The following is a 25,903-nucleotide window of genomic DNA, read 5'->3' on the forward strand; positions in this document are numbered from 1 at the left end:
GCGACCGCACGGGCCGTCGGAACGTGCGGCGCTCAGGCCGTCGAACCGCGCTCCTTGAGCATGTCCGCCATGAGTGCGATCTCGGACTGCTGGCCCCGGACCATGCCCGCCGCCAGATTCCTGATCTCATCGGTTCCGGCCGCGGCGGCCGCCGCCTGTGCCATCTCGGCGCCGGCACGGTGGTGCGCGGTCATCAGCTTCAGGAACAGCACCTCGGCGTCCTTGCCCTTCGCCGCCCGCAGTGCGTCGAGTTCGGTGTCGGTCGCCATGCCCGGCATCAGCGAACCGTCGCCCCTGGGCGTGACGGTGTGCCCCATCCATTCCATGGGAGGTGCGCTCGACGACTTCGCCCGGCCCCACATCTCCAGCCAGCCGAGCATCATGCCGCGCTGATTGGCCTGGGTGTTGATGATGTCGTACGCGAGCCGGCGTACCGCCACGTCGGACGTACGGTCCCGCACGATGAACGACATCTCGACCGCCTGCTGATGGTGGATCGACATGTCGCGCGCGAACCCGACATCGGCGGAGGTGTCCGAAGGTGCGGCCGCCGGCGCGGCGGAGCCCGCGGAGGACGACGGCCGTACGAGCATCAGCGCGACCAGGCCCAGGGCCAGCAGCAGCACCACACCGCCCGCCGTCATCATCGGGCGCGAGGAGCGGACCGCGGACGTCACTGGGCAACCCCGCCGGTGCAGGCCGCGCCCGGCTCCGGGGTCTGCGGACCCTGTACGTACTTGGTGAAGAACTGTGCCACGCGTGCGTCGGTGGCACTCGTCACCGTCACCTGCTTGCCCCAGGCGCTGAGCACGAGCGGGGCGGCCTGGTCCTCGACCGGGCTCATCAGGGAGTAGGGCGTCGCCTCGACCCGCTCGCCCAGTTTCTTGATGTCGGCCGGCTTCGCCTTGCTCGTGTACGTGACCCAGACCGCGCCGTGCTCAAGGGAGTGGACGGCGTTCTCCTTCGGTATCGCCTCGGTGTAGACATCGGCGTCGCAGTTCATCCACACCGGGTTGTGATCGCCGCCGACCGGCGGGTTCATCGGGTAGTCGACCTTCTTCTCGACATGGTTCTGGGAGAGCTTGTCCCAGGTCCGCTCGCCCTGTACGGGCGAGGACTTGGCCTCGACCTCGGCCTTTTCCTTGTCGTCGGCGGCGGACATCAGGTAGCCGCCGCCCGCGACGAGTGCGGCGATCACGGCGACGGAAGCGGTGAGGGTGATGATGCGGCTGCGCCGCTCGCGGGCCCGCTCCTTGCGGCGGGCCTCCTCCAGCTTGGCGCGGCGTGCGGCGGCAGGGGTGTTCTGCTTCTTGGCGGAAGCCATGGAAAATCGTCCTTCGGTTCAGCAAGACTGATGGAGCTGAGGGCATGCGGGAGAACGTCCTCGGTGTCCCGAGGAACGGGCCCTGCCTCTAGATCCGTTGAACCTGCAGACGCAGATGGTCGACTTCCCGTACGGCGTCGTTGGACGGGCCGCGGATCGCGGCGGCGCCGGTGAGCGGGGCGACGGGGGCTGTGGCGGTCACGCCGGGAAGGGCCACGGGTGAGCTCTGGCCGGGCAGTACGACGGGCGTCGCATGCTCCGAGGTTCCGTGGCAGGAACTGCCCATGCCCCGGTCCTCAGGGGCATCGGCCACCACGGTCCGTACAACCACGGGATGCGCGGGCGTCATGGCCCGGGCGGCGGCTGCGGTACGGGTACCGGACTGGTGCGAGGCCGAGCCCGGGGCCGCCATCCGGTGCGCGGACGAGTCCGCGGCCGCGACCGAACAGCACGACACCATGGCGAGCAGTACGAACAGCCAGCCGAGAACGGCCGACGCGTGGGCGCTCTGCCGTCGTCGGTGCGTCCGTTCGCTCAGCCTGTTCATCCCCGCCATCGTACGTGGTGTGTGAAGTTTCAACGAGGGTGCGTGCTGTGGATGTATGGGATGAGGCCCCGTTGTCGGAGGGGCGGGATGGTGTGTCCCGGTGACAACGATCTCGAACGTATCTGCGGGCTGGTGTCCGGAACCGCGCGGCGCGTCCCAGCTGCTGCGCCACTGGGACGGTTCCCGGTGGACCGAGCACACCAACCCGGCCGGTGGGAAGCGGTCCCGGGCCGCGGCCCAGGTGCAGACGGCGCCTGCGCGGGCCCGGGCGCCCGCTCAGCCGCAGGCTCAGGTGCCGCATCGGCAGGCCGCCCCGCAGCATCAGCAGGTCGCCCCCGCGCAGCAGGCCGCGTACCAGCAGGCGGGGTTGTGTCCCAGCAGGTCGCTCACCAGCAGCCCGAGGTCCCGTCCCAGCAGGCGGTCCAGCCCCAACAAGGGGCGTTCCCGGCGCGGGCTCGCTCCTCGATCAGCAGGTCCTGGTCGTGAACCAGAAGGCCGAGCTGATCGAGGCCGGAACTTGTTCCGCCCCGTGCGATGATGCGCCCATGCCGTACTTGGTGCCGCCCCATATCCCTCCGGGGCGCCTCGCGGACTCCGTACAACCCGCTCTGCCCGTCGCCGACGACCTGCTCCTGCGGCCGTGGCGGTACGCGGACGCACCGGCCGTCCTCGCCGCCTTCGCCGACCCGGTCATCCAGCGCTGGCATCTGCGCCGCGCCGACTCCGAGGACGAGGCGCGCGAGTGGATCGACCAGTGGCAGAGCGCCTGGTGCTGCGAGACCGGAGCCCACTGGGCCGTCGTCCGCCCCGCAAGCGCGGCCGGAGGAGCCGAGGAAGTGCTCGGCCGGGTCGCGCTCCGCTCCCTGACACCGGCCATCGGTCACGCCGAATGCGCCTACTGGACGCTGCCGGCCGCCCGCGGTCGCGGCGTCGCGCCCCGAGCCGTCTCGGCGCTGGCGCGCTGGGCCTTCGACGAGATCGGGTTCGAGCGCCTCGAACTCGCCCACTCCGTGCTGAACGCGGCGTCCTGCCGGGTGGCGGCCAGAGCGGGCTTCTCCCTGGAGGGCACGAGGCGCCGGGGCCATCTGCATGCCGACGGCTGGCACGACATGCACGTCCACGCCCGGATCCGCGGGGACGACGTCTCTCGTTGACCGGTGTGGCGAATGAACGGCGTCACCGGGAGGCGGACGGCGAGTGCGGTCATCCGCGATCCAGCGCACGGTCGGTGAGGGCGCCTGCGCAGCCGGTGTACCGGGCGGGTTCGGTCAGGTCGGAAAGATCGAGACCGGCAAGTTCGGGCTCCTCGTCCAGCACATCGCCGAGGACATCGGCCAGATCCGTCGTCTCCGCACGGGCCCGGGCGGCGGCGCTCACCAGAACCTCCTTGGCGCGCGTGCGGCCGATGCGCTCGGCGAACACGGCGGCCAGCCGCTCCGAGACGATCAGCCCGTCGGTGAGCTGGAGATTCTCCCGCATGGCGTACGGGACGACGCGCATTCCGTCCGTGAGCTCGGCAGCGTCGCGCGCGGCCCCGCCGACGAGCCGCAGCAGTTCGCGCAGCGGCTCCCATTCGGCGTGCCACGACCCGGCCGGCCGCTCGTCCTCGGCTGCGAGCGAGCCGTACAGCGTCGCCGCCAGGCCGGGGGCGCGACGGGCGGCCGCGGCGATCAGCGTGGCGCGCACCGGGTTGGCCTTGTGCGGCATGGTGGAGGAACCACCGCCCTTCCCCTCGGTGACCTCGCCGATCTCGGTACGGGACAGAGTGAGCACATCGGCCGCCAACTTGCCGAGCGCACCTGCCGTGAAGGCGAGCGCGCCCGCCAGATCGGCGATCGGGGTACGCAGGCTGAGCCACGGCAGGAGCGGTTCGGCCAGACCGAGTTCGTTCGCGAATGCCTGCAGTACGGTCAGCCCCCTGCCCTCGTCGGCGGCTTCGGCTTCGGCTTCGTCGATGGGCGGGAAGGCATTGAAGGCGGCCAACGTTCCTGCCGCGCCACCGAGCTGCGCGGGAAGCGATTCCCGTACGGCTGCGAGCCGGTCCCGCGCGTCGAGGATCAGTGCACGCCACCCGGCCGCCTTCAGCCCGAAGGTGGTCGGCACGGCGTGCTGGGTGAGCGTACGGCCGGCCATCGGGGTGTTGCGATGTGCGAGTGCGAGCCGTGCCACCGCCTCGGCGGACCGTGCCAGATCGTCGAGCGCCGGTGCCAGGGCCCGGGCGGCGACCAGCATGGCGGCCGTGTCGAGGATGTCCTGGCTGGAGGCGCCCCGGTGCACGTACGGCCGGACGTCCTGCTCGACGGCGTCGACCAGGTCGAAGACCATCGGGGTGACCGGATTGCCGCTCGCACGTGCGCGCAGCGCCACATCCCGCACATCGAATCGGCTCGCGTCGGCCGCAGCGGTCACCGCCCGCCCGGCCTCAGCGGGGGCGAGCCCGCAGACGGACTGGGCGCGGGTGAGCGCGGCCTCGGCGTCGAGCATCGCCTGCAGAAAGGCGCTGTCGCCGGTGGCCGTCTCGGCGGGTGAGCCGGCCCGCCCGGGGGCGAGCAGCCCGACATCGCTCTCGTACATCAGCTGAACTCCAGGAAGACCGTTCGCCGTCCCCCCGCAGGCGGATGCCGAACCGGTGGGTACGCGGGTCCGTGGGTGTCGCGATCAGTGTGGCCCGGTGCTCGGCGTCCAGCGACTCCAAAAGCGTGTCACCTGCCGGAACGGCGACGGAGTGGTACGGGACACCGCCCGTCGGCGGGGCCCCGTACCACCCGATTGCCCGTCGGCGTCCGTCGGCATCCGGCCCTGCCCGGCGTTCAGCGCCCTCCTAGCCTTCGTCGCCGGCCCGGTGGATACCGAACACCGCTCCCTGCGGATCCCGGACCACCGCGATCCGAGGTCCGTCCGGAACGCTTGTCGGGGGCATCAGCAGTTCGCCGCCCGCCCCCTGCGCGGTGGCCGCCGCCGCGTCGACGTCCGTCACGGCGAAGTACGGCAGCCAGTTGGGTGGCGCCTCCGGCGGGAACCTGTCGTCCATGATCAGCATGCCGCCGAAGTCCTCGCCGGCCACGCCCCACTGCGTGTAGCCCTCCGCAGCGGCGTTCACCGTCCATCCGAAGACCGCGGGGTAGAAAGCGAGGGACTGGTCGGCCTCCCGGGTGACGAGTTCGACCCAGCCGAGCGAGCCCGGGTCGTTCAGCTGCTCGGCGCCGGCGAAGGCGCGGCCCTGCCACAGCGAGAACACCGCACCGGACGGATCCGCGACCACCGCGAACCGGCCCTGGTCGAACACGTCCATCGGGCCGACCAGGAGCGAGCCGCCCGCCGACTTCACCTTCTCGACCGTGGCGTCCGTGTCCTCGGTGGCGAACGAGATCGTCCAGGCGGGCGGCTGTCCCGGCTGGTAGAGCGGACTCAGTGCGGCCACTCGCGCATCTCCGAGGTGCGCCATGGTGTAGCCGCCCGCCTCCTCACGCGGATCGGTCTCGGAGCGCCAGCCGAAGAGCGCCGCGTAGAACGACTTGGCAGCCGGGATGTCGGGGGTGCTCAGCTCGATCCAGCAGGGACCGCTGGGCACCGGTTTGGTGAGGTTCATTCGGATTCCTTCGTGGATGCATCGACATGTGCCTGTCTGTCCTCGTGCAGTTGAACGGTATGGGTTCGTGGAGGGGTGGCCATCGGCGCCGCGGCCTCGTCGTGGAAGAAATTGTTTTACGGGTGTAATACCTGATAAAGTATTTGGGTGAGCGATACAACCATCCGATCCCGACCCTCGGTCCGCAGACTCCCGCTGGCTGCCCCCCTGCGCCTCGCCCGGCCCTCGGACATGTGGTTCAAGCCGGCGCTGAGTGTGGTCGTCGCCACCGCCGTACCGGATCTGCTGCTGTTCGCCATCGACCGGCTCGACCTCGTGATGTACACGATGGCCGGCTCGCTCTGTGCGCTGTACGGCCACAACCTGCCGTACGCCCGCCGCGCCCGAGCCGTCGCGGGGGTCGTCGTCTCCATGGTCGTCGGCATGGCGATATCCCTCGTCGCGGCCTCGCTCACAGGATCGACCGCCGTGCTGATCGCGGTGGGCGCGCTGCTCGCCGCCGGACAGAAGATGCTCTGCGACGCCACCCGCATCGGCCCGCCCGGGCCGGTGATCTTCACGTTCGTCACCTCGGCCGCACTCTTCGCCCCGCAGCACCTCGGCCAGGTACCAGGCCACCTCGCCCTGACCCTGGCCGCGGGCGGGATCTCCTGGCTGGTCACGGTCGGCCCCGCGATGATCCGCAGGGAGGGCCCGGAGCGCCGGGCGACCGCCCGCGCCCTCGACGCGGCCGCGGCATACGTCACGGCCCCCGGCCACCGCACCAGGCGTGCCGCAGTCGCGGCCGTGCACGCGGCCTGGCAGGCGCTGCTCGCCGCCGGACGCCCCACCCCCGTACGCCGGGCCCTCGAACGCCTCGTCGTCCACGCCGAGGCCGCCCTCGCCGGGGGCGCCCACGGAACTTTCCCGATCGCTCCCGCCGCTGCTCCCGCTCCTGCCTCCGACCCCGAGCGGCTCCGCGCCTGGGCCCGGCAGACCCGTGCCCGCGGGCCCGTCCCCACTCCGCCGCCCGCCCCCGGCACGTCCGATGAGCTGTTCGGCATCGACGCCGAACGGGCCGCCGGGCGCACACGGAGCCGCCGCGAAGCCCGGCGCGCAGTGCTGCGCCGCCTCGCCCCGGGCTCCCCGCTGCTCCCCATCGGCGCCCGTGCGCTCATCGGCTGCGCCCTGGCCGGATATGTCTCCCAGGCGGTCGGTGTCGGCCGGCCCTACTGGGCGATCGTCACGGCAGCCTCCCTGTACCAGGCCAATGTGACATTGTCCTGGAACCGGGCCCTTCAGCGGACCCTCGGCAATCTGCTCGGCGTCCTCGTCTTCGCCGCCGTTCTCCCGGTCAGCCGCACCGGACCGCTGGCCCTCATCGGCTTCTGCCTGTTCTTCGGCTTCGCGGCCGAGGCCCTGATCACCCGCAACTACTGGCTCGGCTCCATCGCCGTCACGCCCATGGCCCTGCTGGTCCTGGAGTTCGGCGGCACCCACCCGGCCGGTGAGCTCATCGGCGACCGGGTCCTGGACACTGTCATCGGCGCCGGGGTGGGCATCCTCGCCGCCATGCTGGTGACCAACCGCCGGGCCGCCGGACGCCTCGAAAAGGCCCTGGCCGCCACCGACCGGGCCCGCGCCCACGCCGTACACGCGCTTGCCGCCCCGCAGCCCACGCCCGCTGCTCTCGACGCCGCTCGTCGCAGGCTGACCGGATCGCTCGTCGAGCTGCGCGAGGCCGACGACACCGCAGCGGGCGAATGGTGGCAGCGCGCCCTGCCCCAGGAGCAGGTCCTCGCGGCCGAGCAGGCCGGACACCGTACGCTCGCGGCGACAGCAACACGGCAGGGGCTGATCGCCCCCGCCCAGGAGAACGGAGCGGTGTGACCGACGACATCGTCGCCTCGGTGGTGCGGCAGTGGCAGGCCGTCAACCCGGAGCTGGACACCGGACCGATGGAACTCATCGGCCGTATCAACCGCTGCGCGGCCCTGCTCCAACAGGCGGAGGACGCCCCGCTGCGCGCCGCCGGCCTGACCCGCGCCGAGTTCGACCTGCTCGGTGCCGTACGCCGTACCGATCGCGAACTCACCCCCGGCGAGCTGGCCAGGGAGACGTTCTCCTCCGGCGCCGCCGTCACGAAGCGTCTGCGGGTGCTTCAGGAGCGTGGGCTCGTCGACCGCCGCAGCGACGCCCGCGACCGCCGCGTCGCCCATGTCCGCCTCACCGAGGAGGGCCGCGACCTGGTCGACCGGTTGCTGCCGCGGCAGCTGGCGTACGAACGCATGGTGCTGTCCGGTCTCGACGAGCAGTCCCGTACCCGGCTCAGCATCCAGCTCAGCGAGTTGCTGGTGCAGCTGGAGGGACGCATCGGCGGCGCCCGGCGCTGAACCGGGGGCCGGGACTCCGCCGGGCCGGCCCGCGGTCGGGAGTGCCGCACTGCCGGGCAGTGCCGCAGGGGACGGCGGCGCCGGAAACAAATCCCGCGCGGACATCGGTACGTCGCTGCTAACGTCCGCCGCATGAAGCGCGCTGCCATGACGACGACGCCGGAGAGTGTCCCGGCGCGCTGACAGCTGTTCAGTCCGAAGCCCCGGGGCGAGTGCCCCGGGGCTTCGTCCTGCGGTCACTCGCCCGACGACCGCGAGGAGACCGTCGTGAACGACCACCGCAAGCTCGGCCGTGAACTGGACCTGTTCGACACCGACCCGCTGATCGGTGCGGGACTGCCGTACTGGCTGCCCGGCGGCGCAGTCGTGCGCCACACCCTGGAGGAGTACATCCGCACCGCCGAACGGCAGGCGGGCTACCGGCACGTGTGCTCGCCGGTGCTCGGCAAGCGGGAGCTGTACGAGATCTCCGGGCACTGGTCGCACTACAGCGACGACATGTTCCCGCCGATGGACCTGGGTGGGGAGCAGGTCGTGCTGCGGCCCAGCCTGTGTCCGCACCACGCGGTCATCTACCGCTCCCGCTCGCACAGCTACCGCGAACTGCCGCTGCGCATGGCCGAGCTGGGCGGCATGTACCGCTCCGAACTCTCCGGAGTACTCGGCGGACTGACCCGCGTGCGGGCCATCCAGCTGAACGACGCGCACATCTTCTGCACCCTGGACCAGGTGGCCGAGGAAGCGCAGGCCGCGCTGGAGCTGATCCGACGGGCATACCGGGCGCTGGGCATCAGCCCGGCCCGCTACCGGCTCTCCCTTCCGGGACCCGGCGGGAAGTACGTCGCCGCCCCCGAGATGTGGCAGCGGTCCACCGACCTGCTGACCGAGGTTCTCGACCGCTCCGGCCTGCCCTACGAGGCGGCCGAGGGAGAGGCCGCGTTCTACGGGCCGAAGATCGATGTCCAGGTCACCGACAGTGCGGGCAGGGAGTCCACCCTGTCCACCGTCCAGGTCGACTTCCACCAGCCGGCCCGGTTCGACCTGCACTACATCGGCCCGGACGGCGCGAAGCACCGGCCGGTGATGATCCACCGCAGCATCATCGGGAGCGTGGAGCGAGCTGTCGCCCACCTCATCGAGGAACACGGCGGGGCCTTCCCCGCCTGGCTCGCCCCCACCCAGCTGGCGATCCTCCCGGTCTCCGAGGCAGAACTGCCGAATGCCGAGGCGCTCGCCCGGCGGTGCACCGGTCTCGGGCTGCGGGCCGAGACCGTCGGACCGGAACGCGGCACCCTGGCGGCCCGCATCAGGGAAGCCCGACTGGTCCCCTACCAAGCCGTCATCGGTGCCAGGGAAGCCGCCGCCGACCGTGTCGCCCTGCGCCTGCGCGACGGACGCCGGCACGATCCACAGTCCGCCGACGAGGTCCTCGCCCGCATCGTCGCCCTGGTGGACGCGCACAGCACCGGCCTCTGGGACTAGCGAGAGGTGCCGGGTCCCGGAGCAGGCCCTCAGGCGGCCTGCTCCGGGCGCCTGCCGCGTATCCGCAGGAGCGGATCTCGTCGAGCTCCGTGAACAGTGCGGACCGCGAGGTGAGGGTGTTCGGGGTGAATGACCTCGGGCAGCTCCATCCGCCGGGCACAGTCGGCGGCCTCGGGGGAGGGATCGGTCGAGAGCGACCTGCTCAGCTCCGTCTCGATGGAGCCGGGGTGCATGGAGTTCACCCGGTGCTCCGCCTCGTGAATTCCCCTCTCTCGTCACTCCTTGTGCACGCACGGAGGCGGTGCGTGCAAAAACTCGTGAGTGTATTACCGCAGGAGCGCTCGCGCAGGGGGTTGGGCGAATGTGCCGAAGCACTGTTCCGATCTGACTAAGCTCACGCGCAGCGAAGTCGAGTTGATATGAATTCGAGCGCTTGTTCCCGAGTGTCCTGCAAGCGCGTATACCTCCCGAATCAACCGCCAGAGGTTTTAGATGGTTCGTGTTGAATCACCGCCGATCGAACGAGAAACCCCCGTCGTTCGCGCCCTGTTGCTGCCCGTGCTCCTGATGGGCGGCGCCACCGCCGCCGCGGTGGCACTGGTTTCCGAGGCCGCGCGGATACCACTCGTCTGCTGCGGCGCGCTCGCCACCGTCGTGGTCGCCGCACTCACCGTTCGACTCAATCGCCGGGGACGCGATCTGCGGACCCAGCGCGCGGTGTACGAACGGCGCTTCGCCGACCTGGAGCGGCGCATCGCCACACACGACGACGAGACCGTGCGGATCAGCAAGGAGCTCCTGCCGGCCGCCATCCACCGGCTGCGCGTGGGCAATTCACCCGAAGAGGTGCTCCGGGACGTCGTCGACGCGGACGAGCTGTACCGCGACCTGCCCGACGCCCAGCGCACCCTCGTCCACACGGTGCTGAACATCGTCGACAACGAAGAGGCGATGCGTGACTCCGCGCAGCGCGCCTTCGTCAACGTCGCCCGGCGCGTCCAGGCGATCGTCCACCGCCAGGCGAGTGAACTGCGGGAGATGGAGGAGCACCACGGGCGCAACCCCGACGTCTTCGACGACCTGCTCCGCATCGACCACGGCACCGCGCTGATCGGCCGTCTCGCCGACTCCATCGCCGTACTCGGCGGCGCCCGCCCCAGTCGCCAATGGCCCAAGCCCGTGCCGCTGTTCAGCGTGCTGCGCGGTGCCATGTCGCGCATCCTCGAGTATCCGCGCGTCGATCTGCACTCGATCGCCAAGGTCGCCATCATCGGCACGGCGGTCGAACCCCTCATCCACGCCTGCGCCGAACTCCTCGACAACGCCACCCGCTACTCGCCGCCGCAGACCCGGGTGCACGTCACCGCCGTCGAGGTGCAGACAGGCATCGCCATCGAGATCGAGGACGGCGGTGTCTCGCTCAGCGAGGAGGCCCGCGCGCGGGCCGAGAACATGCTCGCCAGGGCCCAGGCCGGCTCCAACATGAACGACCTCGGCGAGTCCCCGCGACTCGGCATGGCAGTCGTCGGACGGCTCTCGCGGATGTACGACCTCCAGGTCTCGCTGCGGCAGTCCGCGTACGGCGGTGTCCGCGCCGTACTCATCGTGCCCCGCGTCATGATCACCACCGGACCCGCTCCCGGCATCGCCCACGGCATCGGCGCCACATCGAGGCCCACCAGCGACATCGACCAGGAGGCCATGAAGCACGTCGTGCCGGCACGGCGCAAGCCCCGCCCCGTGGCCCAGCGCCCGGCCACCGGACCGGTCGCATCCGTCACCCGGCCGGCCATCCCCGCGGCCGCCATGGAGGACGACGTCCCCGTGGTGACCGAGTGGACCGCGGGCGGTCTCCCGCAACGCCGCAGCCGCGGCCGCGCCCCCCTGGGTTCGCACAACCTCCCCGCGCAGGCCGTCGACCCCACCGTCGGACAGCGCAACGGCCACACCAACGGCCACAGCCAGGGGAACGACAGCGGCAAGGCGCAGCCCCCCGGACTCTGGCTGGAGGCCTTCACCAACGCCGTCAACGGTGTACCGCAGGAGCCGAAGGCCGACGAAGACTCTGACGATGCCTGGGACAAGGGAGACCTGAAGTGATCCAGCAGCGGGGAAATATGGACTGGATGCTCAAGGAACTGGCTGACGACGTGCCGGACATCCACCAGATCGTGGTGCTCTCCGCCGACGGTCTGCGCATCGCCCGGCACGGCGGCGACCCCGATGTCGCCGACCGCCTCGCGGCGGCCTGCGCGGGGCTGCAGAGCCTGGCCGCCGCCGTCGCCTCCGAAATCCCGTACAGCGATGGCCTCATGCGCCTTGTCGTGATCGAAGTCACCGGCGGTTTCTTCTACTTGATGGCCGCAGGAACCGGCGCGTACCTCGCGGTCCTTGCCGGTGAGACGGTCGACGCGGGGCTCGTCGGGTCGCGGATGCGCGACATGGTCGTCAGGATCGGTGCCCACCTGACGAGCCCGCCGCGCCATGACGGGCAGGCCGGATGAATTCTCCCCGACGAGAACGCCGAATGGCCGATCCGGCACTGAGCGACCCGGAACGGCTGTACGTGATCACCGGCGATCCCGACGGCAGCGAGCGGGCGCCGCTCGACCTGGTCACGATGGTCGTCGCGAAGGCCCAGCCGACGCCGACGGTCCAACCCGAGCAGGCCGTGATCCTGCGGCTCTGTCAGGCGCCGTTATCCGTCGCCGAGATCTCGGCGTACCTCGGTCTGCCCTTCAGCGTGGTGACATCGCTCCTCACGGAACTCCTCGCGACCGAACTCATCGAATCGCGTGCGCCCATCGTCCGCGCCACTCTCCCGGACAGGTCCCTTCTCGAAGCGGTGATGCATGGACTTCAGAAGCTCTGACACGATCACCGGCCCCCGGCGCGAGGACGTCCTTCCCACCACGGCGACAGCCGCGGTCAAGGTCGTGATCGTCGGAGGGTTCGGGGTCGGCAAGACGACCATGGTCGGATCCGTCAGCGAGATCCGGCCGCTGACCACCGAAGAGACCATGACCCAGGCCGGAGTCGGCGTGGACGACAACTTCGGGGTGGAGAGCAAGACCGCCACCACTGTCGCCATGGACTTCGGCCGGATCTCCATCAGTGAGGAACTGATCCTCTATCTGTTCGGCACCCCGGGCCAGGAACGGTTCTGGTTCCTGTGGAACGGCCTGTTCGAAGGCGCCCTCGGCGCGGTGGTCCTCATCGACACCCGCCGCCTCGAAGTCAGCTTCGACGTCATCGGGCGGCTGGAGGAGCGCGGCGTGCCGTTCGTCGTTGCCGTCAACACCTTCCCCGGCGCCCCGAAACACCCCGTCGAGGCGCTGCGTGCCGCTCTGGACCTCCCCGAAGAGGTCCCGGTGATCGACTGCGACGCCCGGCTGCGTGCCTCCAGCCGCGACGTACTGATGACGCTGATGCGCTATCTGCACAGTCTGGCGCTCCCGCTCGCCTGACAGCAGTACACACCCCCACGCGCGTCCCATCCGTCTGGTCCTTGGAATCCTGATCCCTGGAGCGATCGTGACAACCCCATTCCACTACGAGCCCGGAGCGGCTCAGGGGCCGGTTCCGCCCCCCGAGTGCCCGGCCCACGGCCTCGGTGTCGGCCCCGGCGGACTGCGCCGGCTCTACGGCCCGGAGGCCGAGCGGGACCCCCACGGGCTGTACGACAAGTTGCGCGCCGAACACGGCAGCGTGGCCCCCGCCCTGCTGCACGGAGACGTACCTGTCTGGCTGGTCCTCGGGCACAGCGAGAACCTGCACGTGACCCGTACTCCCTCGCAGTTCTCCCGCGACTCCCGGCGATGGCGGGCCCTGCAGGACGGCACAGTCGCCCCGGACCACCCACTGGCCCCGATCTTCACCTGGCAGCCGGTCTGTGTCTTCGCCGACGGCGCCACTCATGAACGCCAGCGCGGCGCGGTCACCGACAGCATGGGCCGCATCGACACCCGCGGGGTACGCCGCCACGTCAACCGCTACAGCAACCGGCTCGTCAACGACTTCTGCCAGGAAGGCCGTGTCGACCTGGTCAGCCAGTTCGCCGAGCGGCTGCCGATGATGGTGATGTGCGCGATCCTCGGCATGCCCGAGGAGTACAACGACCGGATGGTCCAGGCCGCCCGCGACATGACCCGCGGCACGGCGACCGCAGTCGCGAGCAACGCCTACGTCCTCGAGGCACTGACCCGGCTCGTCCGACGCCGCCGGCGCGAACCGGCGGACGACTTCGCCACCTGGCTCGTCGATCACCCGGCAGGAATGAACGACCAGGAGGTCAGCGAGCACCTGCGGCTGATCCTCATCGCCTCCTACGAGGCGACCGCCAACCTGATCGCCAACGTCCTGCGCATGGTGCTCACCGATCCCCGCTTCCGGGCCAGGCTCAGCGGCGGTCATATGACGGTGCCCGAAGCGGTCGAGCAGACCCTGTGGGACGAGCCGCCGTTCACCGCGGTCTTCGGTCGCTGGGCGGTCGGCGACACCGAACTGGGCGGTAAGCAGATCAAGGCGGGCGACGCCCTCATCGTCGGCATCGCGCCGGCCAACACCGATCCGCTGGTGCGGCCTGACCTCAACGCCGACATGGAAGGCAACCGCGCCCACCTCGCTTTTAGCGGCGGCCCCCATGAATGCCCGGGGCAGGACATCGGACGCGCCATCGCGGACGTCGGTGTCGACGCCCTGCTCATGCGGCTACCCGACCTCGAACTCGCCGTCGAAGAGAGCGAGTTGAGATGGATCGGGAACATCATGGGCCGGCACCTCGTGGAGCTTCCGGCGGACTTCGCCGCGCGTGAGCCGCAGGACGACAAGGAACCGCCGTCCATGGGGAGGCCGAATCTGCCGCGCCAGGACCGGGAGGTGCAGGCCACGGGCCGGCACACCGCCCCCACACCCGGACGCACTCCCGGTGCGGCACCGGCGCCTGCCCCGATGGGTTCGCCTGGTGCGCCTGGTGTGACGTCCACCGCGACGGTGAGTCACGAGTCCGGTGGAACGCCGGCCGGGCGGTCCGCCGCAGGCCGGATCCCGCAGCAGCGCAGCGAAGCCGCCCCCGCGAGGCTGTGGCGGACCGTTTCCCGCTGGTGGCGCGGCCACTGAACCGGCGGGAGTCGAGGCGAAGCATCGGCCCGGTGGAGAGCTGCCGTCCGGAGTCGCCCGGGCCCCGTCCGGGCCCGCCCACGTACCATGCGGAAGCGTGAAGCTGACAATTCTGGGCGGCGGCGGATTCCGGGTTCCACTCGTGTACGGGGCGCTGCTCGCCGATCACGCCGAGGGCCGCGTGACCGCGGTCACCCTCTACGACACCGACGCCGGCCGGCTCACCGCCATCGCCCGGGTGCTCGGCGAACAGGCCGCGAACGTCCCGGACGCGCCCGCCGTCACCGCCACCACCGAGCTCGACGAGGCGCTGAGCGGCGCCGACTTCGTCTTCTCGGCGATCCGCGTCGGAGGTCTCGAAGGGCGGGCCGCCGACGAACAGGTCGCCCTGGACCAAGGCGTACTCGGCCAGGAGACGGTCGGGGCGGGCGGCATCGCGTACGGGCTGCGCACCGTGCCCGTCGCCGTCGACCTCGCGCATCGCATCGCGCGGCTCGCCCCGAACGCCTGGGTCATCAACTTCACCAACCCGGCCGGCCTGGTCACCGAGGCCATGTCCCGTCACCTGGGGGACCGGGTCATCGGCATCTGCGACTCCCCGGTCGGCCTCGGCCGCCGAATCGCCCGGGTGCTCGGCGCCGACCCCGACCGATCCCGGATCGACTACGTCGGCCTCAACCATCTCGGCTGGGTCCGCGCGCTGCACGTCGACGGCCGCGACGAACTCCCGCGGCTGCTGGCGGACCCGGAGCTTCTCGGTTCCTTCGAGGAGGGCAGACTCTTCGGCGTCGACTGGCTGCAGTCGCTGGGCGCCATCCCCAACGAGTACCTGCACTACTACTACTTCAACCGGGAAGCCGTCCGTGCCTACCAGGACGCCGAGCAGACGCGGGGCGCCTTTCTCCGTGAGCAGCAAGAGGGCTTCTACGCCCGGGTGAAGGACCCGGCCGCCGCCGCACTGCCGGCCTGGGACCGTGCCCGCGCCGAACGCGAAGCCACCTACATGTCGGAGAACCGCGAGGTCGCCGGAGTCGGCGAGCGCGACGAGAACGATCTGGAGTCCGGCGGCTACGAGCAGGTGGCGCTCGCCCTCATGCGGGCCGTCGCCCGCAACGAACGGACCTCGCTCATCCTGAACGTCCGCAACCGTACGACGCTTTCCGTGCTCGACGCGGACGCCGTCATCGAGGTGCCGTGCCTGGTCGACGCGAACGGTGCCCGTCCCGTCGCCGTCGACCCGCTTCCGTACCACGCCGTCGGACTGGTCACCGGGGTCAAGGCCGTCGAGCGCGCTGTACTGGACGCGGCGGAAAGCGGCTCACGCACCACCGCGGTGAAGGCCTTCGCGCTGCACCCGCTGGTCGACTCGGTGGCCGTGGCCGGACGACTCCTCGACGGGTACACGAAGGCGCATCCCGGGCTCGCCTATCTGAATCGGCCCTAGGAGGGTGTCGGCGCGGCCACGAACTCCTTACGGGATGAACGGATTTCGCTGCTGACCAGGAGATGGAGCTGGGCTTCCAGCCACGCATCGGAGCGGGCGGCGAGGCCCTCCTCGTTCGGCGCGGCCCCGTTGTCCAGAGCGTCGAGGAAGGCGCGCAGCAGGGTCGCGGCGCGGGTCAGGCCGGTGCGTGCCAGCGCGGTCGCCGCCTCGTCGATACGGTGACGGGCGGGGCTGCTCAGATGGCGCAGTCCGCTGTGCGGCACCGCCGACATGGCGGACGTCGCCTCGTCCAGTACCGCCGTCAGCGGATCGGACGGATGGTGCGCCACCGCTGCCAACGCCGTGGAACCGTCACCGGGCGCGAGATCGGGCACGATCACCCCGGCCGGAGTGAGTACCGCGATCGGATCGATCCGGATTCCACCGCCGGAGCGGTGCACCGAACCACTCACGTGCGTGGCGCCGCCCTCCAGCGCGTCGGCCAGGGCGTCCAACGCACCGGGGCACTCCGGCCGGTAGCACGACGTCACCAGCGCGGGGGTCCCCGAGGCATCACGCACGACGGCTTCGAGGCGCTGCTCGGCGGGGTCGTAACCGACGCTCTCCACCTTTGACAGGGCGACGAGATGGACCGTCTCCGCCTCGATCCGCGGCCGGATCAGCCGGGGCGGCCTGCCCTCCCAGCCCGCCGTCAGCGCGGACAGATCCCGTACGAGCAACGGCTCCGGCAGCTCCGTCCAGGCGGCGCCGACGGGCGTGATGGTCGTCGTGCCCAGCCGGCCCCGGGCGACCGTCAGCGCGCGGCTCGGCGTGCGCCGCACGCTCTCGCTGACCAGGTTTCCGGCGGCCAGCGAGCTCAGGGGCGTGGCGAGGACACGGCGGGTGGACAGCAGGTGGCCGGTGAGCTCCTTGCCCTCGGCAGCCGACCAGGTCTTTCGCAGGACGAGGACGGTGCCTGCGCCGGGATGAGCGAAATACACCTCGCAGATCAGGGACTGCGGTGTGCCGTGGACACGGCAGCCGAGCGAGGTGAGCCGGACCCGGCGCAGCGGGGTGTCCCCGGCCTCGCGGGTACCGAGTACGCCGGGGAGTGCGGCGGCCCGCCTACGGGCGTACAACTCGGTGAGCAGGGCGGCGACCAGTTCCGGGCGATAGTGGGCGTTGCGGTCGGCGTACGCCGTGAGCTGGTCCGTCAACTCGGCGAGCGCACCAGCGGGCCAGTGCAGCGACTCGGCGGTCAGCCCGGCAGCGGCTCGTGCCAGGGCTCCGCCGTGGACCGGTCCGACATGGGCCACGCCCTCCGCCAGCAGCTCGCCCGCCAGCCCGACGGCCGCGTCGAGCGCGGCCCCGGCCGCGGACGGGACGGTGGCGCGTCCGCCGATCCGGACGGGGACGGAGCGCTCGGCGGTCCCCGCTGCGTCGGCGGCGCGGAACGCCCATACCGCGAGCGCCACCACCTCGCCGCGCAGCGCGGCTGCCGCATCCGTCAGCGCGTAGGCGATCTCTCCGGGGACCGGGAACCGCACCGTGCAGGTGGGGAGTTCGACCCGGGGCTCGGGGTGGTCCGGGGACGGACGGTGAACAACTGCGGCGTAACCCCGCTCGAAGGTACGGCGGGCCGCGGCGAGCGGACGGGCGCCGACGGCTTCGGTCAGGGCCGCGTCGTCGGTGCTGCCGGGGGACCAGCCGGCGACGGGGGCGGGGGCGCCGCCGTCCGTTCGGACCTCGGCCCGGCGCTGATAGGCGAGCACCAGGGCGATGAGGTGGCGGCACACGCCCGGTGCGACGCAGCTGCAGTCGCCGTCGTCCAGACCCTTGCCGGGCGGCAGCGCCGTGGTGGTGCCGTCGCCGAAGAGGGCTCGCACCGTGGTGTCCGCGTCGGTCGTGAGAGCGGGAACCGTGCCCGCGTCCAGCTCCTTCGTGGCCCGTTTGACCAGGCCGCGGTTGGCCAATGCCGCGAGTGTGTCCGCAGTGAGGGCGAGCAGATCGGGGCGTACGGCGACGGTGCCGCTCGTCGTGTCGGTCATCGCCCCAGCCTCTCGGCGACGAACTCGGCGAGGCGGCCCGGCGTCATCGCCCCGATGTGTGCCCCGGCCGCGGCGAGTCGTCCGGCCAGCTCACGGTCGTACTCGGGTTCGGCGTCCTCATCGAGCGCGGCCAGCCCCAGCACGGTGCTGCCCTGCTCCACCAGCGCACGCACCGTGCGCAGCAGCCGGTAGGGGTCGCCGCCCTCGTAGAAGTCGGTGATCAGCGCGACGATCGTGCGCCGCGGATTCTCCACCAGACCCGCGCCGTACTCCACGGCCCGCGCGATGTCGGTGCCGCCGCCCAGCTGGACCCGCATCAACAGCTCCACCGGGTCGGTCACATCCGAGGTCAGGTCCACCACCTGGGTGTCGAAGGCGACGAGGTGCGTCTTGAGGCCGGGCAGGCCCCACAGACACGCGGCGGTCACCGCCGAGTGGATCACCGATCCGGCCATCGAGCCCGACTGGTCGACCAGCAGGATCAGTTGCCACTGCGTCACATGACGTTGGGTACGGGAGTGGAAGTGGGCGCGCTCGATCAGAAGACGCCGCGCGCCCGGCTGGTAGTGGGCGAGGTTGGCCCGTACCGTCTGCCGGAAGTCGAAGTCCCTCGCCAGCGGCACCCGACTGGGTTTACGGGAGCGGGTGCCGTGGAAGGCCCGGCGGATCTCCGGCCGGAGCTTGGCCAGGAGCTGTTTCACCACCGACTCGACGATGCGCCGGGCCAGTCGCAGCACCTGCGGGTTCATCAGGTGCTTGGTACGCAGCACGGCCCGCAGCAGGGTGGGGCTCGGCTCGACCCGCTCCAGCACCGCGGGGTCGGTGACGATCTCCTGGATGCCGTACCGCTCGACGGCATCCCGCTCCAGGCGCTCGATGGTCTCTTTCGGGAAGAGCCGGTGGATGCCGTCGAGCCAGTCGACCGCGGTCACGGTGGACGGGCCGTCACCTCCTGTACGGGGGGTGGTGCCGGAGCGGCGAACACCGCGTCCGGCGAGGTCGGGGTCGCGGCCGTAGAGCCAGTCGAGTGCGGCATCCCGGCCGGCGTTGCCCGGTCCCAGCGGTCCGGTGTGCCGTTCGGCGGCGGAACCGAGCACCAGCCGCCAGCGTTCCAGCCCGGCGTCGGGAGCCGCGTCGGCTCCTTCCCCGGGCGTGGGTGCCCGGCCGGGTACGTGTTCGGGCATGGTCATGGGGTGGCTCCCAGTTCATAGCGGGCCAGCAGCCGGGACACGGACTCCTCCAGGGAGCGGGCCCGGGCGATCAGCAGCGGGTCCTCGGTGGTCCGCAGCAGAGAACGCGACGAGCCGCGCACCCCGCGCCGTTCCAAAAGGCGACCGGCGATCCCGTCGCGTTCGCGTGGCGGGAAGAAGGCGAAGGCCTGACGCAGAGCGGGCAGACCCGACAGGAATTCGTTGTCCGGCAGCGCGCAGACCAGACTGTCCAGCACGTCGATGAGCGACTCCGCGACACCGCCGCGCTCGTCCCCGCCCTCGTTCCGCACCGTGCCCGTCACCTCGTCGCGGGCGAGCGCGAACAGTCCGGCCAGCCAGTCGCCGAGCGCATCAGTACCGGCCGTCACGACCGTACGTACCGCCTCGGCCGGGTCCCCGGAGGCGTCCGGGGCCCGCGCCAGGGTCCGGTGCAGTCCGAACGCGGCTCCGCGCAGATCGATCGGTGCCTCCGGATCGCCGCTGATCCGCCACGTGATCGCGGCCGCCGTCTCCCGCGGTACGGAGAGCAGCCCCGGCGCGTGCAGCAGGGCGTCGCGCACCGCGACCACGGCCCGCAGCCGGGGGAAGCCCACCCCCGACGCACCGCGCGCCCCCTCCAGAAGCCACAGCAGCCGACCCGTCGCCCCGTTGATCACAGTGGCGAGCAGAGGACCGTGAGCCACCCCGAACACCCGGTCGTGCCGCCACAGCCCCAGGGCCGTGGAGAGTATGTCCCCGAGCGAGCCGGCGTCTTTCAACTCACCCACACCGGAGGCCAGTTCACCGAGCAGCTGCTCGGAGAAACCGTCCATCCCGCACAGCACCGCGTCGAACAGCGCCCGGGCCAGGCCATCGGCCTCGGCCGCGGCGCCCTGCGTGCGCTCGGTGAGCGTGGCCGCAGCCGCCTCCGACAGGGTCGCGCCGTAGGCCCCCGCCTCCACCAGCGCGGCCTCGCGCCCCGAGACGGACTGCGCCTCCCAACGTTCGGTGAAGACCGGGTCGATGCCGTGCTCGGGACCGGCCGTCCGCCCGTGACCGGGAATCCCCAGTACCCGCAGCCGGTGCAGCACCCGGCTGCGCTCCAGGTCGGCGGAGTCCGTGAGATCGAGGCGGTACGAGGCCTCGGGGCCGCCGTCGAGCGCCAGCCCGGCCAGCTGCGCCGCCACATCGTGAACCAGTGGCGGCGCCGGAGTGCGGGCATGGAGTTGCCCGGTACGGTCGCCGCTGCAGGCCGCCACCATCTCGACGACCACAGGATGGGCCCCCGTCGTCAGCGTGCCCCGGCTCGTCCACGGGAGCGGGCGGTCCAGATCGTCCGTGATCAGGGCGCCCGCGAGACCGTCCAGCACATCGATCCTGGCGGGGCGCGGATGGCCGCGCAGCGCCGTGAGCCCCTGGGCCAGACTCCGCGCGGCGATCAGATCGGCGGTGGACACCGGGAATCCACGCGCCCGCAGCCGCTCGACGACCACGCGCAGCAAGCCGCCCGCCGCTGCTTCGGGGCCCGCCTCCCACACCTGCTGGTAGTAGCCGGGAGACGGCATCCCCGACTGGTACCCGGCAAAGGCGTCCAACTGCCGGAAGGAGTAGGGCACGAGGAAACTCCCGGCCAGGGCCCCGTCCGGCGGGGCGGGCACCTCCGGCCACCCGTCCGTGCCCCGCTCCCAGCCGTCGCCGCCGGCAGCGCTCTTCCCGCCGGATCCGGTGAGCGCCCGGAGCGCGGGCTGGTGGAAGCCGCCGGTCACCACCAGCACCGGCCGGTCCCCGGCCTTGGCGACCGCGGCCCGGACCCACGCCGCCATGTATGTTTCGCGCGCCCGGTCGCCGGCATCGGCTTCCGCGTCCCCGCGCACCAGCGCGAAGTAGGCGTCGAGCCGTTCGGCGAGACCGTTGTCGGGCTCGACCTCGAACAGGCGGTCCCACAGGGCGTCCGAGGAGTCCACCGCGAAGTGCCGGCACAGCCGCTGTGTCGCCTCCGCGTAGCGGACCTCCGCATCGGCGTAGCGGTTGGTGCGCTCGGCGAACGCCGGGTGCCAGGCCGGCAGATCGATGAAGCGGACCTCCGCCCCACCCGCCCGCCCCGCCCGCAGCGCGACCCACTCGGGCGAGTAGTCGCAGAACGGCGCCCAGGACGTCGCGGACCGCTGCCCGTCGCGGTAGTGGCTGAACACCGCGACCGGCAGCTCATGCCCGAGCAGCAGCTCGTCCAGCCGTCCGTTCATCTCGGCGGGACCCTCGATCAGCACCTGGACGGGCCGAATCTCCTCGATGGTCCGCTCGACGAGCCGTGCGCAGGCGGGGGAGTGGTGACGCACCCCCAGGAACACCGCGGACATCAGTCGGCCAGCAGGTGGCGTGCGTCGTACAGGGCCTTCCAAGCCGGGCTTCGACGGCGCGGCACCTGCTGCTCCAGATAGCGGCGCAGCCGGGCCAGGTCCTCCGGGCTGTCCTTGGCCGCCGTCCCCGCCAGACACGCCACCACGTCGGCGGCACTGCCCGGCTCGCCGCGCAGGAACCAGCCGCGCACGCCCACGGCATGGGCGACCGAGACGGCCTCCGCAGTACTCATCACCGCCGAAGGACGGTCCGAGCCCCCACCGGGTCCGCCCTTCTCGCCGGCCCCCGCACGCAGCTCCCGGAACGTACCGACCAGAACCTCCAGCACATCCCGGTCCGGCGGCGACTCCACTCCCGAACGCCGCAGAAGAGTGGTCACCTCCGCCTCGACGAGCGCCAGTTCGGTGTCCAGGTCGGGGATCGGGAACACCGTCTCGAAGTTGAACCGCCGCTTGAGCGCCGCACTCATCTCATTGACGCCCCGGTCCCGGGTGTTGGCCGTCGCGATGACATTGAAGCCCTGCCGGGCGAAGACCATGCCGTCCGGCCCTGTCAGCTCGGGGATCGCCACCACCCGCTCCGAGAGCAGCGACAACAGCGAGTCCTGCACCTCCAGCGGACAGCGGGTGATCTCCTCGAACCGCACGAGCCTGCCCTCCGCCATGCCGCGCAGCATCGGAGCCGGGACCAGCGAGCGGGTGGAGGGACCCTCGGCGACCAGCAGTGCGTAATTCCAGCCGTACTTGATCTGGTCCTCGGTGGTGGCCGCACCACCCTGAACCGTCAGTGTCGAGTCCCCGCTGACCGCGGCCGCGATCAGTTCGGACAGCAGCGACTTGGCGGTGCCCGGCTCCCCGACCAGCATCAGCCCACGGCTTGTCGCCAGCGTCACCAGTGCCCGGTCCACCAATGAGGGATTGCCGACGAACTTCCGGCTGATACCCGCGTCCGCGTCACCGATGACGAAGCGGCGCGCAGCGCGCAGGCTCAACTCCCAGCCCGGCGGGCGCGGATCACGGTCGTCGGCCCGCAGCGCTGCCAGCTCCTCGGCGTACCGCACCTCGGCCGGGGGCCGCTGCACCGCGGGCGGGCCGCCGGCCGGCGGCTCGACACGTGTTTCGTTCTGTACGGTCATGAGGCGACGCCCTCGGAGAGTTCCGTCAGGTCGGCGAGGAGCTCGGACACGGTCACCGCGTCCAGATCGGTGAATCGGTGCGGATGGGTGTGGCGGGCCCAGTGATCATTGGGCCGGTTGTCGAGCCAGATTGTTTCGAGGTGCTGCTCGGGGAACATGTCGACCACCCCGACCGCGATGCCCTCGTGCAGCGCGATGACCAGATAGCAGTCGTCGGCCAGCCGCTTGGAGATCCAGCGCTCCACTCCGGCGTCCTGCGGTACCCCGCGCTCCCAGCCGCGCCGCTGCAGCCCGAGGACCTTTCCGGTCGGCACCTTGAGCCCCTCGAACCGGGTGAGCCGGTAACCCGAGCCCTCCTCCTCGGACAGCTCGTACACGGCGCGCCCGAGCTGCGCGAACGGCTGGAGGATCTCGTAGTCGGCGAACACCTCCGACCAGACGGTCAGTTCGTCGCCGAGATCCAGCGGGTGCGCGAGCCGCACGGTCGCGTCGTCGGCCAGGACGAAGGCATCGTCCCGGGCGTCGGCGAACGTACGGTCCTCGGCGACCCGGAAGGCGGTGCGCACACCGTCGTCCGCCTCGCTCAGCCACACCAGTCGGCGCACCAGATGCCACAGCAGCGGATGACCGACGAACAGCTCCTGGAACTCCTGGGCCGTCCAGGGGCGTCCGGACACCATCGCGGCCTCCAGCCTGCGCACCTGGTCGGAGGCGATCGTCCGGACGTCCTTCTTGAGCGCCATGAACCGCTTGCGCTCGGCCGGGGCGAGCTCCGCGTCGTCCCGGACACCCGGCTGCGGCACGTCCTTGCGGCGCTTGCCGTCACCGTCCAGCACATAGGGCCGCAACTGCTCGTCGAAGCCGACCGTGAACGAACGGGTGCCGTAGTCCACGACCGTCGAACCGTCCTCGTCGAGGCCGAGGTCCGGCACCAGACGGTCGGAGAGTTGCTCCCCGGTCAGCCCCAGTCCCACGGCGACCTCGGCGATCTTCTCCTGGGCCCGTGCCTTCAGCGCCTTGAACTTCACCCGCTGCGAGATGCCGTGCAGATGCAGGAGAGCGACATCGGTGCCGATGGATGCCAGCACATCGAGGCCCTCCACCGCCCGGTGGTGCGCGCCCTCACCGGGCCAGGACCGGATGACCGGTGTGAGCCGGCGGACCGTCTCGTCGTCGCCCAGCAGTCCCAGCGCGTGCAGCGCCCACGACTCCTTCGCGGGCAGATCGGCCAGCTGCCACTGCTCGAACAGGGCCCAGGCGAAACCGGCGAGCGAGGCGGCTTCGGCCGTCTCCACGAGTCGGGCGACCCCCGGGTACACCTCGCCGGGCTTCGACAGCGCCAGCATCGTCAGGACATGGCGCACCGACTGCACCGGCAGCGCACCGCCGGACCGGACCATGATCTGGGGCAGCACGGCGGGCTCCGCCCAGCCCGGCAGCACCGGCATCCTGGCCGGCAGCCCCCGCTCCAGAGGGTCCACGGACAGCAGCACCTCCACCGCGGCCTCCGTCCGGGCTCCGTACACCCGCGCGGCATCGCGCACCACGGTGTCGCCGTGCACCGTGGCGATCAGTGTCAGTGCCTGCTCGGCGGCGCGCCGCGCGGCGCCCTTCCTGTCCACGGCGTCCGGCACCAGGAGCGGCGCGGCCGCGACACCGTGCCGGGTGAACCAGGAACGGGTCGTCGTCGCGGTGGACTTGAGCCGTACCGCCCAGTCCGCCATGTGCCGGGCGACCTGCACGTCGACGAAAGGGAGCAGCAGCGGGGCGAGCGAGCTGGGCTGTCGGGGCACGGCGCGCAACAGCAGCGGCAACGCGGCGAGACCGAACCGTGCGACGACCGGCTTGAGGGTGTCCAGGCCGTCCCACAGATCGGTCGGATCCCAGGCGGGCAGGAGCGGTGCGACCACCTCCTCGGGCCCGTGGACGAAGACCCGGGCCAGCCGCAGATCGTACAGGCTCAGTTCCTGGCGCAGGGCCGCGGTGCCCTTCTCCCAGTCGTCGTCGGCGTGTTCGGCCGTGTACCAGGTGGAGGTGGCCGCCCACACGGCCCGCTCCTCGGGCAGCCACTCCAGCGAGGGCTCGGACACGGCGGCCGGACCTGTCACGACCATTTCCTTCACCGTGGTGCGGGGCCGGGACCACGGCGGCGCCGTCAGCACGGCGGGCAGCGCGTCCACGGGCGCGTCGGCGATCAGATCCTCCGGATTGAGCAGGGGCTCGACAATCTCCACGACCTCGGCGTCCAGGCCCCCGAGTGCGACGGCGAGCGCGACCAGTTCGTGGTGGGCGCCGATGTGACCGCGGAGCAGTTGCAGCGTCCGGCCGGACGACGAGGTCGAAGCGCCGCGCAGTTCGGCGGCCAGGAGCCGCACCGCGCGCACCGGGTAGCGGCGCATGGCGTCGAGGAGAGCGGGACGGACATGCTTCGAGTCCGCATGGGTCAGCAGGCCGAGGAACGCCACGTCGGTGGGAAGCTCCACCAGGGAGTTGGCGGCGAGCTTCACGCTGTCGGAGTAGTAGTGGTTGCCGTCGAGGGATTCGGCCAGCGGGGTCGCGATGGCCGGTCCGATGCCCTCGGCGACCGTCGCGATGAACGCGACGCCGTCGGTGAAGTCCGGCCGGTGGGGGAACCGCTCCATCTGGGCGGCCGAGTTCAGCGAGCTGAACACCATGGCGCGCAGGGTGTGGTTCCGTTCCGCGCCCACTTCGGGATCCGCGCAGAGGTCCTCGACCCAGTCGGTCTCACTCGGTACCAGATAGGAGACGATGATCTTGCGCAGGACATCGGTGCGACATCCGGCCAGCACCTCGACCGTCTGCCGGTACGTCTCCTCGTCGGCTGCGGCGAGCAGCGCACGGACCCGGTCCATCGGCGATCGCCGATCCCTCGCCCAGTACGCGCGGCGCGGCCGTGCCAGCGTCTCCAGCCAGGGGTCGCTCCGCCGAGTGCCGCTCTGCCGCCAGTTGGCATCGACCGAGAACAGCTCGACCGCGGCCCGCGCGGCGAACGGCAGACCGTAACGCTCGCACCAGTGGTCCGCCCACGCGGAGTCGGGCACGGGATAGAGCCCGATGACCGCCGCCAGCGCGGCCGCCCCACCGGCGAGGGACTGCCGGCCACATGCGACCGCAGATGGTCGGCCAGTCCGGCATCCGAACGCGGCGCGTCCACGAACTCCTGGATCCAGGCGGTCTCTTCGGTGATCCGGTCCTCGACCTTGCCGAGTGTCTCCTGCCGTGCCTTGCCGGGCACCCGGTGCACTCCGCCGCGCCGGGGATGGAGCGTTCGCCGCCAGCTCGCGGGAAGAACAAAG

Annotated in this window: 21 protein-coding genes and 1 pseudogene; 11 read left to right on the forward strand and 11 right to left on the reverse strand. The window is 71.4% G+C overall.

Going from position 1 to position 25,903, the window contains the following annotated elements; translation table 11 throughout:
* Positions 1–32: 32 nt before the first annotated feature.
* The 3 genes from GA0115254_RS17315 to GA0115254_RS17325 form a co-directional block, all read right to left on the reverse strand.
* Positions 33–677 (reverse strand): DUF305 domain-containing protein, encoded by a 645-nt coding sequence (locus tag GA0115254_RS17315; RefSeq protein ID WP_093896196.1) that lies wholly within the window; start codon positions 675–677, stop codon positions 33–35.
* The gene (locus GA0115254_RS17320) at positions 674–1,324 is read right to left on the reverse strand and encodes a DUF3105 domain-containing protein (protein WP_093896197.1); all 651 of its coding nucleotides are present in this window, start codon (positions 1,322–1,324) and stop codon (positions 674–676) included. The genes GA0115254_RS17315 and GA0115254_RS17320 overlap by 4 nt, the downstream gene beginning before the upstream one ends.
* Positions 1,325–1,412: 88 nt before the next feature.
* On the reverse strand, positions 1,413–1,871 hold the full coding sequence (locus GA0115254_RS17325) for a hypothetical protein (RefSeq protein WP_176740162.1): 459 nt from the start codon (positions 1,869–1,871) through the stop codon (positions 1,413–1,415).
* A gap of 100 nt (positions 1,872–1,971) precedes the next feature.
* On the opposite strand from GA0115254_RS17325, the pseudogene GA0115254_RS47620 reads away from it, so the two are divergent.
* Positions 1,972–2,046, forward strand: a pseudogene (locus GA0115254_RS47620) (hypothetical protein); the annotation flags it as partial.
* A gap of 370 nt (positions 2,047–2,416) precedes the next feature.
* Positions 2,417–3,025, forward strand: a complete 609-nt coding sequence (locus GA0115254_RS17335; RefSeq protein ID WP_093896200.1) for a GNAT family N-acetyltransferase — start codon at positions 2,417–2,419, stop codon at positions 3,023–3,025.
* 49 nt (positions 3,026–3,074) lie between these two features.
* Here the strand turns inward: GA0115254_RS17335 and pcaB are convergent, their stop codons facing one another.
* Both pcaB and GA0115254_RS17345 read right to left on the reverse strand, forming a co-directional pair.
* Positions 3,075–4,445, reverse strand: a complete 1,371-nt coding sequence (pcaB, locus tag GA0115254_RS17340) for a 3-carboxy-cis,cis-muconate cycloisomerase (RefSeq protein WP_093896201.1) — start codon at positions 4,443–4,445, stop codon at positions 3,075–3,077.
* Between the two features lie 247 nt (positions 4,446–4,692).
* Positions 4,693–5,460, reverse strand: a complete 768-nt coding sequence (locus tag GA0115254_RS17345; RefSeq protein WP_093896202.1) for a VOC family protein — start codon at positions 5,458–5,460, stop codon at positions 4,693–4,695.
* 147 nt (positions 5,461–5,607) lie between these two features.
* Between GA0115254_RS17345 and GA0115254_RS17350 the strand changes: the two genes are divergently transcribed.
* The 3 genes from GA0115254_RS17350 to thrS all read left to right on the forward strand — a co-directional run bounded on the left by GA0115254_RS17350 (position 5,608) and on the right by thrS (position 9,314).
* A complete protein-coding gene (locus GA0115254_RS17350; RefSeq protein ID WP_093896203.1) occupies positions 5,608–7,329 on the forward strand; it encodes an FUSC family protein in 1,722 nt (573 codons plus the stop codon).
* A complete protein-coding gene (locus GA0115254_RS17355; RefSeq protein WP_093896204.1) occupies positions 7,326–7,832 on the forward strand; it encodes a MarR family winged helix-turn-helix transcriptional regulator in 507 nt (168 codons plus the stop codon). The genes GA0115254_RS17350 and GA0115254_RS17355 overlap by 4 nt, the downstream gene beginning before the upstream one ends.
* Before the next feature lie 186 nt (positions 7,833–8,018).
* A complete protein-coding gene (gene thrS, locus GA0115254_RS17360) occupies positions 8,019–9,314 on the forward strand; it encodes a threonine--tRNA ligase (RefSeq protein WP_370740888.1) in 1,296 nt (431 codons plus the stop codon).
* A gap of 29 nt (positions 9,315–9,343) precedes the next feature.
* On the opposite strand, the gene GA0115254_RS43870 is transcribed toward thrS, so the two are convergent.
* On the reverse strand, positions 9,344–9,556 hold the full coding sequence (locus GA0115254_RS43870) for a hypothetical protein (RefSeq protein ID WP_141720847.1): 213 nt from the start codon (positions 9,554–9,556) through the stop codon (positions 9,344–9,346).
* A 250-nt stretch (positions 9,557–9,806) separates the two neighbouring features.
* Between GA0115254_RS43870 and GA0115254_RS17365 the strand changes: the two genes are divergently transcribed.
* From GA0115254_RS17365 to GA0115254_RS17390, 6 genes are all read left to right on the forward strand, one after another.
* Entirely contained in the window at positions 9,807–11,414 is a 1,608-nt protein-coding gene (locus GA0115254_RS17365; protein WP_093896206.1) for a sensor histidine kinase, read from the forward strand.
* Complete coding sequence (locus GA0115254_RS17370; RefSeq protein ID WP_093896207.1) at positions 11,411–11,818, forward strand: roadblock/LC7 domain-containing protein; 408 nt, start codon at positions 11,411–11,413, stop codon at positions 11,816–11,818. The genes GA0115254_RS17365 and GA0115254_RS17370 overlap by 4 nt, the downstream gene beginning before the upstream one ends.
* Complete coding sequence (locus GA0115254_RS17375) at positions 11,815–12,186, forward strand: DUF742 domain-containing protein (protein WP_093896208.1); 372 nt, start codon at positions 11,815–11,817, stop codon at positions 12,184–12,186. The genes GA0115254_RS17370 and GA0115254_RS17375 overlap by 4 nt, the downstream gene beginning before the upstream one ends.
* Complete coding sequence (locus GA0115254_RS17380; protein WP_093896209.1) at positions 12,167–12,781, forward strand: GTP-binding protein; 615 nt, start codon at positions 12,167–12,169, stop codon at positions 12,779–12,781. Before GA0115254_RS17375 ends, GA0115254_RS17380 begins: the two co-directional genes overlap by 20 nt.
* Positions 12,782–12,848: 67 nt before the next feature.
* Complete coding sequence (locus GA0115254_RS17385) at positions 12,849–14,432, forward strand: cytochrome P450 (protein WP_093896210.1); 1,584 nt, start codon at positions 12,849–12,851, stop codon at positions 14,430–14,432.
* A 97-nt stretch (positions 14,433–14,529) separates the two neighbouring features.
* The gene (locus tag GA0115254_RS17390; protein ID WP_093896211.1) at positions 14,530–15,876 is read left to right on the forward strand and encodes a 6-phospho-beta-glucosidase; all 1,347 of its coding nucleotides are present in this window, start codon (positions 14,530–14,532) and stop codon (positions 15,874–15,876) included.
* Here GA0115254_RS17390 and GA0115254_RS17395 read toward each other — a convergent pair.
* Genes GA0115254_RS17395 through GA0115254_RS17415 form a run of 5 tightly spaced genes read right to left on the reverse strand, consistent with a single transcriptional unit; the run spans position 15,873 to position 25,648 of the window.
* A complete protein-coding gene (locus tag GA0115254_RS17395) occupies positions 15,873–17,903 on the reverse strand; it encodes a hypothetical protein (protein ID WP_093896212.1) in 2,031 nt (676 codons plus the stop codon). The genes GA0115254_RS17390 and GA0115254_RS17395 overlap by 4 nt on opposite strands.
* Positions 17,900–19,093: a VWA domain-containing protein gene (locus GA0115254_RS17400; RefSeq protein ID WP_256102630.1), complete on the reverse strand. Its 1,194-nt coding sequence runs from the start codon at positions 19,091–19,093 to the stop codon at positions 17,900–17,902. Before GA0115254_RS17400 ends, GA0115254_RS17395 begins: the two co-directional genes overlap by 4 nt.
* On the reverse strand, positions 19,090–21,450 hold the full coding sequence (locus tag GA0115254_RS17405) for a DUF5682 family protein (protein WP_093896213.1): 2,361 nt from the start codon (positions 21,448–21,450) through the stop codon (positions 19,090–19,092). The genes GA0115254_RS17400 and GA0115254_RS17405 overlap by 4 nt, the downstream gene beginning before the upstream one ends.
* On the reverse strand, positions 21,450–22,586 hold the full coding sequence (locus tag GA0115254_RS17410) for an ATP-binding protein (protein ID WP_093896214.1): 1,137 nt from the start codon (positions 22,584–22,586) through the stop codon (positions 21,450–21,452). Before GA0115254_RS17410 ends, GA0115254_RS17405 begins: the two co-directional genes overlap by 1 nt.
* The gene (locus tag GA0115254_RS17415) at positions 22,583–25,648 is read right to left on the reverse strand and encodes a DUF4132 domain-containing protein (protein WP_256102631.1); all 3,066 of its coding nucleotides are present in this window, start codon (positions 25,646–25,648) and stop codon (positions 22,583–22,585) included. The genes GA0115254_RS17410 and GA0115254_RS17415 overlap by 4 nt, the downstream gene beginning before the upstream one ends.
* Positions 25,649–25,903: the final 255 nt, after the last annotated feature.

The organism is Streptomyces sp. Ncost-T10-10d (assembly GCF_900091955.1).
Taxonomy (GTDB): domain Bacteria; phylum Actinomycetota; class Actinomycetes; order Streptomycetales; family Streptomycetaceae; genus Streptomyces.